This window comes from Nitrospirota bacterium (assembly GCA_020851375.1).
GTDB lineage: Bacteria > Nitrospirota > 9FT-COMBO-42-15 > HDB-SIOI813 > HDB-SIOI813 > RBG-16-43-11.
The window spans coordinates 1-13,832 of the sequence record JADZCV010000015.1; the positions used below are offsets into that span (position 1 = coordinate 1).

At 47.9% G+C, this 13,832-nt stretch carries 14 protein-coding genes; 6 read left to right on the top strand and 8 right to left on the bottom strand.

The genetic code is table 11. The annotated features are described in order from the left end of the window. Positions 1-68: 68 nt before the first annotated feature. From IT393_03530 to IT393_03555, 6 genes are all read right to left on the bottom strand, one after another. Entirely contained in the window at positions 69-443 is a 375-nt protein-coding gene (locus IT393_03530; GenBank protein ID MCC7201725.1) for an acyltransferase, read from the bottom strand. Positions 444-578: 135 nt separating this feature from the next. Further along, the gene (locus IT393_03535; protein ID MCC7201726.1) at positions 579-935 is read right to left on the bottom strand and encodes a hypothetical protein; all 357 of its coding nucleotides are present in this window, start codon (positions 933-935) and stop codon (positions 579-581) included. Positions 936-1,046: 111 nt separating this feature from the next. Continuing rightward, positions 1,047-1,745: a hypothetical protein gene (locus IT393_03540; GenBank protein MCC7201727.1), complete on the bottom strand. Its 699-nt coding sequence runs from the start codon at positions 1,743-1,745 to the stop codon at positions 1,047-1,049. Positions 1,746-1,876: 131 nt separating this feature from the next. Beyond that, on the bottom strand, positions 1,877-2,662 hold the full coding sequence (locus tag IT393_03545; GenBank protein ID MCC7201728.1) for a dienelactone hydrolase family protein: 786 nt from the start codon (positions 2,660-2,662) through the stop codon (positions 1,877-1,879). 119 nt (positions 2,663-2,781) lie between these two features. Further along, entirely contained in the window at positions 2,782-3,150 is a 369-nt protein-coding gene (locus IT393_03550) for a DUF86 domain-containing protein (protein MCC7201729.1), read from the bottom strand. After that, on the bottom strand, positions 3,147-3,440 hold the full coding sequence (locus IT393_03555; GenBank protein MCC7201730.1) for a nucleotidyltransferase family protein: 294 nt from the start codon (positions 3,438-3,440) through the stop codon (positions 3,147-3,149). The genes IT393_03550 and IT393_03555 overlap by 4 nt, the downstream gene beginning before the upstream one ends. Positions 3,441-3,630: 190 nt before the next feature. Here IT393_03555 and IT393_03560 point away from each other — a divergent pair, with 190 nt between their 5' ends. Continuing rightward, positions 3,631-4,524 (top strand): S8 family serine peptidase, encoded by an 894-nt coding sequence (locus tag IT393_03560; GenBank protein MCC7201731.1) that lies wholly within the window; start codon positions 3,631-3,633, stop codon positions 4,522-4,524. Between the two features lie 69 nt (positions 4,525-4,593). Then, entirely contained in the window at positions 4,594-5,646 is a 1,053-nt protein-coding gene (locus tag IT393_03565) for a hypothetical protein (protein MCC7201732.1), read from the top strand. Between the two features lie 112 nt (positions 5,647-5,758). Here IT393_03565 and IT393_03570 read toward each other — a convergent pair whose 3' ends face one another. Next, positions 5,759-5,896, bottom strand: coding sequence for a hypothetical protein (locus IT393_03570; protein ID MCC7201733.1), 138 nt, complete (start codon positions 5,894-5,896; stop codon positions 5,759-5,761). 55 nt (positions 5,897-5,951) lie between these two features. Here IT393_03570 and IT393_03575 point away from each other — a divergent pair, with 55 nt between their 5' ends. From IT393_03575 to IT393_03590, 4 genes are all read left to right on the top strand, one after another. Next, positions 5,952-8,342: a hypothetical protein gene (locus IT393_03575; protein MCC7201734.1), complete on the top strand. Its 2,391-nt coding sequence runs from the start codon at positions 5,952-5,954 to the stop codon at positions 8,340-8,342. 91 nt (positions 8,343-8,433) lie between these two features. After that, the gene (locus tag IT393_03580) at positions 8,434-9,702 is read left to right on the top strand and encodes a peptidyl-prolyl cis-trans isomerase (GenBank protein MCC7201735.1); all 1,269 of its coding nucleotides are present in this window, start codon (positions 8,434-8,436) and stop codon (positions 9,700-9,702) included. Between the two features lie 38 nt (positions 9,703-9,740). Further along, positions 9,741-11,114, top strand: coding sequence for an FAD-binding protein (locus IT393_03585; protein MCC7201736.1), 1,374 nt, complete (start codon positions 9,741-9,743; stop codon positions 11,112-11,114). Between the two features lie 413 nt (positions 11,115-11,527). Next, on the top strand, positions 11,528-12,970 hold the full coding sequence (locus IT393_03590) for a (Fe-S)-binding protein (GenBank protein ID MCC7201737.1): 1,443 nt from the start codon (positions 11,528-11,530) through the stop codon (positions 12,968-12,970). A 126-nt stretch (positions 12,971-13,096) separates the two neighbouring features. Here IT393_03590 and IT393_03595 read toward each other — a convergent pair. Then, the coding region (locus tag IT393_03595; protein MCC7201738.1) for a YihY/virulence factor BrkB family protein at positions 13,097-13,832 on the bottom strand (736 nt) is incomplete at its 5' end.

Below are 13,832 nucleotides of genomic sequence, written 5' to 3' on the forward strand. Positions count from 1 at the left end.
AAACAGCAAAATCATGTCCATTAAACGCCGGGCTTGTGGCTATCGGAATAAGGAACATTTCAAGACGGCTATCTACTTTTTCTGTGGCGGTCTTGACCTATACCCACGCTAAACCCGGAAGGACCGAAATTGGAAATATGTATTTTGAAAGCCCTTACCCAATTTGCAATATAAAATAAGACAATTAAAACATCATTAAAAGTTACTATATTTTTATGATGAGGGAATAAAGAAGCATAAATAAAAGTACCACACAGAAATAATACTAAGGCAGGAAAAAGCCTGAGAATTCTACGCATGTAGAAATGTTTTATATTTATGCTGCCTTTGTTCTCATATTCTTTAATTAATAGTGATGTGATAAGAAAACCACTAAGTACAAAGAATATATCAACACCGATAAATCCCCCTCTTAGGTATTTTGGAGATGCATGAAATATCATGACTGCCAGGATGGCTATACCACGCAGTCCATCGAGACTTGGCAAATAAATATAGTTCTGCTGATGTTTTTTAGTTGCATTTGAATCAGGATTAGTTTGTGGAATCAACGGAGTTTCCTTCTGTAGAACCTTATTCTAATCAGAACCAAGGAGATATCGTGCGAGAAACCTGCCCCTTTGAGAGTATCCTTCCCATTCCAAATGATACCCGCCTGGATCTATAAGGGCCGGATTGTCCTTAATAAAATGATAATAATCAGGACCGGCTGAAACAGCCTTATTTGCTATCACGCGGTCAATTTCATCAAGGTAATTTATGGCATCATGTGGTTTATGAGAAGCATAATCAGGATAGGATACATAGATATTTTTAGCAGGGATACCGCAATCTAAAAGATTTTGAACGATCTTGCCAAGTTTTGCCTCAAACATTGCCTGAGGAATAGGGTGCGATACTTCATTTATCCCAAATAAAATATTTGCATGGGTCATACCATAGAGGGGGGCGTTACCGGGTACCTGATCTAAAGAAGTACACCGCTCTGAGATTTTTTCGGCTGACCATCTTCTGAGTGCCAGGAATGTATCATCAGCTCCCTTTCCTTAGTTTAGCACAAAAACCGTTTTCCCACCTTTAGCCATTTCATCAACAAAAGAAGGCATAGAGCCAGGGAAGTAACCACCATTGTAAGGATCCCTTTGTTCAAATGACAATCCGTTAGATGATTGTCTCCCTCCTGTACCTTCAGCCCCACCTGTAACTGCAGCCTGCGAATCAGCTAATGTTAAAATATCAGACAAACCACGGGAAACGGATGATGAGCCGCCATATGCGCCTGTAGTAGTTGAGTCACCGTAAAACCCCCATATCTGATCCACTATATAGAATTGGTTTGCAATATAAATATCTGTAGGTGACCCCCCTTCAATCGTTCTTGCTTCAATGGTATGAAGCCCTGATGATAGACCGCTTAGAACACCGGAATAGTTCAGATCAGATGTATCCGTGTCATCTACAAAAGTCCCCCCGTCAATAATAAATCTTACGCCGGTTATATTTGTATTTGTCGTTAAAGAGACAGAAGCGGTAATCGTTGTACTCTTCGTAAAGTAAGTAAATGTTTGTATATAGCCCGGATCAGGTGAGATCGTCAACGTTGCCGGAGGGAATAAATTATAAAGAGTCGCCCTGAGATTATTCCCATCAGCAGAATCAGCAGAATGGATTGCACTCGCCTGCACCCATCCAGCAAGCACCAAAAATAATGCAATCAGTAACCTCCTTAGTCCAGACTTTCTCACGGATCTATCCCCTGTAACTTAATTCCCTGGTTTTTTGACCCCTTATTATATGTTCCACATAAGCCATTTTCAAACATCTCGTCCTTCAGCAGGTTCTTTGTAAGAGGATCAATACACTTAAAAGACAAACCTCACCGGAAGATCTCTGCAAAGAAGACTTTCATGTCTTCCCATGATCGTTTGTCTGCACGCTCGTTGTAGGCTGCCCCTTTGGATGGGTCATTGCCGGCGTCGGTGACTGTAAAGCTGTGCACTGCCCCGCCATAGACATGTAACTGCCAGTCAACGCCTCCCTTCTTCATCTCATCTTCGAAGGCGGCGATGTGTTCCGCCGTTACAAATGGGTCGTCCCCTCCATGCAAGGCAAGTACCCTGGCTTTAATCTGTTTTGCATCTTCCGGAGTTGGCGTATCAAGGCCGCCATGGAAGCTAACTACACCTGCGATATCCGCACTGCTTCTGGCCAGTTCAAGCACCGTTGTCCCGCCAAAACAGTAACCTATTGCTGCGATACGTTTCGTGTCAGTCAGTTTGTGATTCTTTAAAACATCCAGGCCTGATGTTACCCTGGCACGCATCAGTTTTCTATCACTCTTGTAAATGGCTGCTATCTTAGATGCTTCATCGCCTGTCTGAGGTCTTACACCCTTGCCGTATATATCCGCGGCAAATGCTATGTAGCCCAGCTTTGCCAGTTCTTTGGTACGCCGTTCCGCATAAGGCCCTATCCCTTTCCATTCGGGGACGATGAGTATGCCCGGTCTTTTGCCGCTGATGGCGTCGTCGTAGGAAAGATAACCTTCCAGCACCGTGTCGCCCTGCTTGTATTCCACCACCTCTGACACCACTGCCGCATTGGCATTTAAAACAGAGGATAATCCTGCAATCAATGTAATGATTAATAACAGATATTTCATGATACCTCCTTAAATCAAAATTAAAGACCTGACCCTGTCATCCCGAGTTCTTCCGGCATGCACATGATTGGTGGATAAAATTCTTTTCAGTGACACTCAGACGATTCAACAGGTATTACTTAAGAGGAAGAAGATTCGTCCTCTTGTTGTTCCACTTCCTGGAGGGCCTGTTCTATGACTGGTCTGATTACTGGAACTCGGTCTTTGGCCACAAGCCACACTGTTCCTGTATCAACGCCAAGGTAGTCATGGATCAACTTGTCTCGCATACCATCCATCTCCTTCCATGGAACAGCAGGGTAACACAAACGGATATCGTCTGGAACATTTTTGGCTGCTTCGCCTATCACCTCAATCGAGCGCAGGACTGCATTCAGGGTCTTTTTATCAGTCTCGAATTGCTCCTGCGAAAGACCTTGGATGAACTCTTCAACATCCCGCATGTTCTGGAGAATGTCACGTAAGTAGAGTGAGATCTTACGGATCACGGAACAATTGCCTCCCTGAATATGATCTCTCTTAGTTCCTGGCGGACACTGCGCTTTGGCACAAGGTCAACTTTGACCTCCAGTATCTCGCTCAGATACTGTTCCGCTCCGACCAGTTCCAGAAGACTAATGGGGCGCAGGATTTCAACCAGCAGGTCCAAATCACTATCTCTTCCTGCATCTCCCCGGACTCGCGACCCAAATATTCCAACTATGGCTACGCCGTATTGTTCTGCCAGGAGGTCACGATGTTCTCTGAGAATCTTCCTTATTTCAGACAGTGTTTTCATCGGTTTACCATCAGCATTATCCATCACCAGATATGACATTGTCAATCTTACAGTGTCTGACTATGAAGTTTCGAACACTGAGTTTCGAACACTGAGAAAAAAACTGCGAAAAACTGAGAAAAACTTCTTGACAGAAGGGTATCCTTCCCTGATTTTATATTTTGGTAGGGATCATATAAGGAGGTGTACCATGAAACTTAGAAAGCATAACATTTTCCCCTTTTCGGCAAATATCATAATCTTGCTGGTTCTGTTCAGTTTGATCAGGGTTAATACCATTGAGGCTGAAATTATAAAAGACGGCTCTCAGAAACTCCTGGGGGCGGCATCAGAAGAACTGTGGGTTCCAATTACTTCTCTGGAGATCATCAACGAAGGCATTCTTCACCTGCAATATTTGGATCAATATTTTCCTACGGCATCAGGCCATGGGGACAGGGAGAAGCCTGAGGTTGCCGCCCCCGGAGAGGAGATTACTACAAGCTATCCCTATGGGTTCTATACGAATAGCGGAACCAGTTTTTCTGCTCCTCATGTGGCAGGAGGAGCAGCCCTGATCATGCAGCGTGATCTCACCCTTTTCTACTGGCCTGAGGCTATCAAGGCCATTCTCATGGCCTCAGCAGTACATAATATAGAAGGCGCCTCGCTTCTAAGTGAATTTGACGGGGCTGGCGGAATCTCACTTGACCTCGCTGACCATATAACCTTGAGAGGACCCTATGGATGGAGAATTTCAAATGTTCCACCGCAACCAGGATATTTCTTTGATAGTAACGGAAACCACAACTTCAACTTTGAGGCCACCGCTGGCCAAGTTGTACGTGCTGTCATTGTCTGGGCCGCAACCCCCACGTATGCTTATTACAATAACCAACCTGGTGTAGACTTGGATATGTATGTTTATAGACCGAGTGGTGCAGAGGTTGCCCGATCTGTAAGTTGGGATAATACCTATGAAATCGTTGAGTTTACGGCCCCCGAGACCGGTCTTTACCGTTTGCGTGTTTATAAACGTCGCTTCAATGATTCTTATACCTTCATTGGAGTTGCATGGTCTGGCTGTACTTCTGTTTGCTGGTGAGGTGTCCTTGTAGTTGCATGGAAGAATTAGGCAAGATATAATTTTTTATTACTATAGGAACACAATAGAGTGAAACGCTTGGGTTGGTTAGTAATCATTATGATCATCAGTGTTTTTCCTTCCGGATGCAGGGATGATCTCACCGATAGTTCATCGAGAAACAATCTCCCAGGGTGGGCTTCCATCGGTCTCGATGGGAAGTTTATTGAAACCCTCGTCATTACTCAAGATGCTCTCTATGCAGGCGTAGGTGATCCTGTCACCCTCACCCCGGGCGGTGTTTTTAAAAAAGGGCTTCCCAATGGAGAATGGGTTTCTCTCGGGCTATCTGATAAGATTGTGTGGTCCATTTACGTCCACCCCAAACTTTCACATATAATCTATACGGTAACCTCATCCACAGGCCCGGTGGAAGGTCTTAGGCTATACCGTTCTACAAACGGTGGGGAAACCTGGTCCCCAATCCAGATGGGGATGGAATGGACCTGGCAAATCACGGGAAGCCCTGTAGATCCCTTGCGGCTTTTTGCAGTAGGGGATCATCTTTATCGCTCGACAGACGGGGGAGAAAGTTGGGAGCCTATGCAGGAGTCATGGTATCTCAAAATCCACTCAGTCGATGTCCCGGTTCCAAGAACCCTTTATGCCGGAGGGGAGAACCCAGCCTTTCAACCAAAACTTCTCAAGTCCACAGATGATGGCAAGACATGGACAGACCTCTCCAATTTCAATGATGCCGGCATCATGGGGGATAACAATGTAATGTCCCTCGCGATTCATCCTGACGATCCTCAGATCCTTTACGCCGGGATGGAGGGTTCGCTGATTCGGTCAATGGATGGGGGCGCGACATGGGAAGGTCTCCTGTCACCTGGAGATACCGGTTTTGTCGGGGCCATCTTCGATCCCGACGATCCTGATCATATCTTTACAGGGGGATGGATACCGATGCCCTTGCCTTGGCGCCCGCGCTTTTTCGGGAGTACCGATGGAGGTCAGACCTGGCAGGAACAGGATCTCCCTTTTGATCGGGGTATCAGGGTCCTGGTCCATGATAAGACAAGGACCAATGTCCTCTATGCAGGGACCGCCGGTGCTGGTGTCTGGCGGTTGACCTACTGATTTTCATGCCGAACTGAGTATCGCGCTATAGCCTCCAACGCCAGTGTTACCGCTGCATGCGCCATCTACAGAAATGTCTACAACCGGTTTATCATCTTTTTTCATAATTACGCTATAATACATTTTCCCAATTATTAAGTCCAAGCCGCCCCTTTAGTTTGCCCCATTCCTTTCTCAGATACAGACTGTCATATATTGCCGGTGTCAATATAGCTGTAATCCTTTTTGATAATCCTTTTGTTGACAGCAAAATTCTATCCTGATAAATTAGCTTCTGTAAGCCTTAAAAAGTAAGGAGGAGACCTATGACGAAATGGTGGAATAAACCGAAGGGGTTGCGGGGGCGTATGCGTTTATGGACCATGTTAGCCGCTGGCATTACATTGAGTATAGCCGCTTTATCACCGTCCGCAGGTGCGGCTGGTAAGACGAAGGGGCATGACTATGTCATCTCAATCAACTACGAGCTTGGTATGCACTGTACCGGCTTTGATTTCTCCTACTGTTGTGTCCTGCCTCCGTATAACAGCATCCAGACACAGGTGATAAAACATGAACGTCTGGGTAATGGCAAGGAGAAACGCCCGGTATTGCTGGCAGCCGATCCCAAAAATCCTGAGATCCTTGTGGACGGCAACAAGCGCTACAAACTCCACTATGAACATGTGGACAACTCCTATTCCGAAGGGAATAAGATGGCCTACTGGAATGTGCCGTATGACATCAACGGCAACGGCAACCCGTATGAGGCAGGAGAAAACGTGGCAAATGCCTATTTCCGCCATCTGTATGTGTATGCAGACCTCGAGGGCTCTAATCCCAAACAGACGAGCCTGGATAAGGACAAACTTTTTGTTGGCACAGGGCCTCTGCAGATAAAGAACGATTCAGGCCCCACCAACCAGCCTGTGTCGAACGGTTTCCTGCGCTACTCAGGTGAGACCGGTACCATAGTGTTCACTAAAAGTCCAGTGCTGGATAACGTGCCGATCGTTCTGACCAACCCGGGCATATGGGAGGCACTCGGCCTGCCCCTTACGCCATTCAGCGACCATGATGCCTCCAAGGGGCTGATGAAACTGGAGGAAACTGATGTCCAACCGTACCAGGAGGCCCGTGTTACACTTGTGGATGCTGATACAGGACGTGCTGTCATTGACTCCACAGGTAAACCTGTCTCTTATACCGGCACCAATCCGATAGATGTGCCGAACTGCTACAACTGTCATTCCAATACCAATGCCAACGGCACCAAATTCACCAGGTATAAGGCTGAGATGGCATACTGGAAGTCAATCGGTTCATCCGACTGGTTCGCCAGGCTGAAAGGGACGGCGATCTCCATACTTGAGATACATGATGACAAGCACGGCACTGAATTCCTTAAAGGGTATAATGCGGCTGCCACCGGCAACCGCCTCGGCCGTCAGCCTGTTCTCTGTCAGGAGTGTCATGCGGACAATGTGATTGGCAAGCTGTCTTCGAAGACTATAGGAGATGTCCCGGGGGCTAAAGGGGAGAGCTCAAACCTCATCCCGCCGCTGACAGAGGCCATACATACAGCGCATCTGAAAGAGCGCCCGCTGCCGGATTCGCAGGGACGCACAGGTTCTTGTCAGGGTTGCCATCCGGCGCACCGCTTTGACCGCAACATGGATGGTTATCCGATTACGGCAGACGGTGAAAACACATTTGTCAAATCGGATAACCGTGACGCTGCGGGTGGCTGCTTTGTGGGGCGCGATGCACATTCCAATGCGAACATGCGTAAGGAGCTGGGAAAGACAGGCCCCAACCTGAACGCCATCGGGCAATATCTCGAAAAGAATGTAGTTTATGAAAATGGCAAGTACAGGGGGCTGTGGTGCACCAACTGCCACAACCAACTCAGCCGCGAACTGTATGAGCGGGACAATCTTAAAAAACCATTCACTCCATCCGGAGAAGAGACCCTCCGCGGCAAGTCGCTTGAGCAGATTGCTCAGGCCATTGGTGTAAGCAGGCAGGAACTCATTGACCGTTATATTGACCCCAAAGTCCCCCTCAAAGGCGAGGACAAGGACAGCGGCGTCTTGTTGACATGGGGCAAAAAAGGGACGAGGCTGATCCCCGGTATCGCTGTTATAGAGGTAGCGGATGGCAAACCTGTAGTCAGCAAGGATGAGGATGGTGACGTGAGTGTGCATATTCTGTCAGCTAATCCCAGTGACGCCGGCAAGTTCAAAAACGGGATCGCTGTTCCGTATGATGCGGCTACCAATGGTCATGACTACTGGCTCTCAGCAGGTTCTTCCCACTGTGCGGACTGCCATGCTGCCCCATTTGTAGAGGCCCAGGGCGGAGTTGCCTTTCCTATTAACCAGCCGGGCAAGTACTCACTGATGCGCTATTCCAAAGGACATTCGGGCCTTGCCTGTCAGGCGTGCCATGAATCCATACACGGACTCTATCCGGCAAATCCGAAGGTGGATCAGACTACCTATAACCAGGCTGGTATGATGAACACTGATGGCAGCCACGGCCCGGTGAAGTGCGCCTCATGTCACGAGGTTAACAGTGGGGGAGTTGCCAAACTTGCGGAAAATCGCAAGTACATGGACAAGAAGATCGGCACGGATTTCAAGGCGGCGGTAGCATATATACACGCCCATGCCCCTGACACAGGCGGGAAAATCCCTAAGAAAGAGAACGATTAATCTTGTACGGGCCTTGTAATGATCGGCCGGTGGTGAGATGCCGCCGGCCTTTTTTTTGTAAAGACCGTGACATCCTGCGAAACGCAATATTATGAAGAAATTGATTGGTTGTGTCCTGTTGGCGTCATTGTTAATGTCCAATCCGGCCCATGCCGGTGACACTATTGTTGCGCGTGTGGGTGACAGGATCATCACCATTGAGGACCTGCAAAAAACCGTCAACAGCACGCCATACGGCATCCCTGATGTCCGGCAAATACAACCGGATAAACGGGAGATAGTACTCGACATACTGCAGAAGATGATCTCAGCAGAGCTGCTGTACGACGAGGCCATCCGCCTTGATATTCCAAAGTCTGCCCTATTCAGGGCGGAATCACGGCGCTATCGCACCGGCCTCTTAGCCGGACTTTACAGGCAGAATCTGGCTCAGGAGGCCGTGGAAGTGGATGCTGCTGAGGTGGAGAGGCTGGCTGCGGAGAGGTCTGTTTCAGAAACCGAAGCCAGGGGCTTCCTGGCCAACCAGCATCGCAAAAAACGATTTACCGCAGAAAGTGAGCGGCTTTTTGACAGGTATGCCGTAAAGTATTCACAGGAAGTGGCGCAGAAGGACCCTGATGCCTTTTCAGACGACGATGTCCTGGTAACGGCATCAGCCTTTAAGATCACCTTCGGCGATATTAAACAGGCCCTGAATGAAACCGGCGGTACAAAAGCGAGGCTGATGGACATTTTAGCGCAAACTGTGGAGCAGGAACTATTTGCTGCCCGAGCCGTAGAACTTAAGCTGGATGCCGGAGTTGCCGCGGATATTGAAGCTTATGAGAAGTCACTGGCCGTTACGCTGTTGCGCGAACAACTGGAGCGGGAGAATGGGCCGCAACAGGAGGAAACAGATGAGTATATCAGGGGAAACGAATACCTCCTCTATAAGCCGCAGACCGCCCACGTACTGATGATTGTTACAGTTACAGAGAAGGAGGCAACCTCGATGAGGAGGCAGGCATTAGCCGGAGGGAATTTTTTCGAACTGGCTTCAAAACACTCGATAGCGCCGGATGCAAAGGTCAGGGCGGGCCGGATGGACCCCCTGATTATCGGAGAGCGGCCCTATACGGTGATAGACAAGGCATTATTGGCTCTTAAGCCCGGTGGCATCACCCACCCGATTCGGGGCGACAAGGGATTCAGTATTTTCAAACTGCTGGATATTACCCCAAGGGAACGACGCGAAGAACGCGAAGTAAGGGAAGATGCAGCACGGATCATCAGAGAGCAGAAAATGGCAGCCCACATTGCAGCCTTGCTTCAGACCACGAGAGTTGAGATATACCCTGTAGCCTCGTCTGATCAAAAATAAAGACCTGCCAGGAAAAGGCATGATATAATAAAGTTGTCATGCTATCTAAATCTGCAATAAAGGATTTAAAGGGTATCTCAGGCAATGACAATGTCCTTACTACTAAGGAAGACAGGCTATGCTATGCCTATGATGCAACAAATCAGCTATTCCTGCCTGATGCTGTAGTATTTCCCTCTAATACTGAAGAGGTTTCAAAGATAATCAGGCTTGCGAATCCGGAGAAATTTTGTGTTATCCCGAGAGGTGCAGGAACCGGTCTGTCAGGTGGGAGTGTGCCTGAGAAGGGTGGGGTTGTATTGTCCCTTGAAAGGATGAGAAGGATACTCAGGATTGATGCGCAGAATCTTATTACGATTGTGGAACCTGGTGTTGTGAATTTTGAGCTCCAGATGGAGCTTGGCAAATACCGTCTCTTTTTTCCACCAGAACCTACAAGCCTTAGATACTGCACAATCGGAGGAAATATCGCTGAATGTGCCGGCGGACCGAGGTCGGTCAAGTACGGGGTCACACGGGATTATGTCATAGGGCTTGAGGTGGTGCTTCCGACCGGTGAGCTAATGGAGACAGGGACTCAGACTGTGAGAGGTGTGACCGGCTATGACCTTACGCGGCTCATCGTTGGGTCTGAGGGGACCCTTGGCATAGTTACCAGGGCGGCCCTGAGAATCCTTCCCTTGCCGGATAAGGTCAGTACGATACTCGCAATCTTCAATGATGAGTGTGCAGCAGGAAGATCCGTTGCAGGGATCATGAACTCAGGAATCAAACCGTCTGCTGTTGAGTTTATGGACATGGCCTCAGTGAAATGTACAAGGGAAAGTGAGCGGTTTGATTTTAAGGAGGATAACAGGGCCGTATTGCTGATAGAACTCGATGGAGAGAGGGAGTCGTTGGAACGCAGGTGTGCGGCTGTTATTGATGTTTGCCTCAAAGAAAGGGCAGTAAAGGCTGAAATCGTACAGTCTAAAAATGAGGTAAAAGACCTATGGTGGATGAGGAGGGCGATATATCCATCCCTCGTTAAGATAAGGCCGCAGAAGATTGTCAATGATGTGGTCGTCCCGCTGAGTCTTGTCCCTGAACTACTGCAGGATGTAAGAAAGATAGAAAAAGAAAAAGGGGTCGTTATCACATGTTACGGTCACGCCGGAGAGGGAAACATACACGTCAATGTCATGATGGATAAAAATGACATCGCTGAGACTGGAAGGGTAAAGGAAGCGGTTGATGATATAATAGATCTCACACTAAGGCTTGGCGGTTCGGTCTCAGGCGGGCATGGGATAGGTATGACAAAGAGGACTTATGCAGGCATGGAACTAAATCCGGTTGCGGTAGATGTTATGAAGAAGATCAAGGGAGTGCTTGATCCAAACGGCATCTTAAATCCCGGGAAGAAAATATAGGGGCGTTTTCAGGTGAGCCGTCATGAGCCCTTCGACTGTTCGACACGCTCTCAGCTCAGGGCTCACAAATGGTCATGAAAATGTCATTCCCGCGTAAGCGGGAATCCAGACCGGGGGCCTGGTTCTGGATTCCCACTTGTGTGGGAATGACGGGTGAAAAATCCTGCGGGGACAGGTTCTGTGGGAATGACGGGTACACAGGTGCATTTTCAGGTGAAACGTCATGAGCCCTGCGACCGTTCGGCACGCTCACAGCTCAGGGCTCACCAAGGTTCATGAAAACGTCATTCCAGCGTAAGCGGGAATCCAGACCGGGGCCTGATTCTGGATTCCCACTTGCGTGGGAATGACGGGTGAAAAATCCTGCGGGGACAGGTTCCGTGGGAATGACAGGTACTTAGGAGTATTTTCGAGTGAAGAAACTTGCTGATTACATTCCGGAACTTGCAATGTGTGTCCGTTGCGGCACGTGCAGGAGCACTTGTCCTACGGTTCTCACCCTTGGTCGAGAAACCGCCAGCGCCCGGGGCAAACTGTCTCTTATAGATGCATATATAAACGGTGAGATAGGCTTATCAGATACATTTGTAAAGCATATTTCAGAGTGTCTGCTATGCGGGGCCTGCAGGCAGAGTTGTCCAAATAAAATTCCAGTGCCTGACATCATTATGGCTGCAAGGGCAGAAGTCATAAATGACAGGGGCCTGCCGCTTATCACTTCGGCAATCATGAAGGGGTTGAGAGAGCCGGATGGATTTGTGGGGAAGACGCTAAAACTTGCATCATTTGCCCAGCGTGTTTTTTTTAAAGATGCACCTTCTGCCGGAGGGGTGCAGAGCAGGCTGCCCCTTCCATATATCCAGGATGAGAGGCTCGTCCCGCCTCTTGCTAAACGGTTTTTTATGGACATGGTGGGTCAAGGGCGGGAGACAGGGACATGTGCAGAGCCGGCCTCTGCGACCGGCAGTAAGTTGTGGATGAAGTCCCATGTTACTGAAAATGTCATTCCCGCGAAAGCGGGAATCCATATCCATGGCTTAGCTCTGGATTCTCACTTACGTGGGAATGACAATTACACGGTAAATCTTTCAGATGAAAAGGCCATAAAGGTCGCCTTCTTTGCAGGTTGTCTCATCAATTACGTCATGCCGGATATCGGCCTGGCATCTCTTAAGGTGCTTGAAAAGGCCGGCGCTTCTGTAGTTGTCCCGCAAGGCCAGACCTGCTGCGGTATGCCTGCCCTCAGCATGGGGGACTTTGATGATGCGAGGGCCCTGGCGCTCAAGAACCTTGAGGTATTTGAGGCGTATGACCCCGATTTTATTACAACATCATGCGCAACATGCACGGATGGTCTTAAAAACAAGTTCAGGCAACTGCTTGAGGGCGAAGGCCCAGAGATGAAGAGGCGGGTGGATGTCTTTTGCAGTAAGGTAAGGGACATTACAGACCTGCTGGTTAATGAGTTGAAACTACCCGCAGTATTGTCAGACCTGAAAAGATCGAAAGATAGTGCTGTTGTTACCTACCATGATCCGTGCCACCTGCGGAGGGGGCTGGGTATAAAAGACGAGCCGCGTGAGCTGATAGAAACAGCCGGTTTCAGGATAAAAGAGATGAAGCACCCATGCAGGTGCTGCGGCCTCGGCGGCAGCTTCAGCATTACGAACTATGAGCTTTCAACAGAGATAAACATGCTAAAGGCTGAGGATATCAATGATACCGGTGCGGAAATAGCGGCTACTGCATGTCCCGGCTGTATGGTGCAGATACGAGACGGATTGCACAGGACCGGTTCCAAGGCCAGGGTGAAGCATGTCATAGAGCTGCTGGCAGAACAGATAGGACAAACATAATAAATGCCTTCCATGCGCTTACTGTATTACCCATAGACTCTCCTTTTGTAACACCCACGTATGTCTTGCCTTTACGGTATATGCAGTTTAGCGGGGATGGCGAATCATGAAAACGCTTCTTTTCCATTAATCCGGCTTTTGGCGATCTCCGAGGTTGTGAACGATTTCGGCACCGATCAGGAAGATGGATACGGCATAGAATACCCACATCAGGAAGGTAATAAATGCTGAAATAGGGCCGTATATGGCTCCGAGTTCGTATAGTTTCAAAGCGACATAAAAGGTAAAGACATGTTTTGCTGTTTCAATGAAAATGGCTGTAAAGAGACCGCCCAGTAATGCGTGCCTGAATGATACTTTTTTCTTAGGAAGGAGTTTATACAGGGCAGTTATTGTCAGAATAATCAAAAATAGAGGGATGACAAAGGCTATGAGGAAGCCTGCTATCTTGTTTATTACCAGTCCTGGGAAAAACTGATCAAGAAGTTTTATCATGGAGATAGCTGATGTCGCTCCGAAGGAGATGAGAAGAAAGATAATCATTAGTGTCACGAGTGATATGGAAAGTAAGATAGATATCAGAAATGACCTTTTGACCTTAATTTTAAATATTATATTTAAAGCCCGTTCTACAGCGGAGTAAAGTTGGTAGGAAAATATTCCATATATAAAGAGAGTGAATAACCCAATCCTTTTAAAGGTAATAATCTTTCCCAATTCTTTTGTTATAGAGTAAGTAGCAGATGGAAATAAATTCAATAATTTTTTTAAAAAGAAGGCATACAATTCCATCTTTTCACCGAGGAAATAACCAAAGATTGCAATAATCAGGAAAGAGAATGGGATGATCGCCATTACAAAG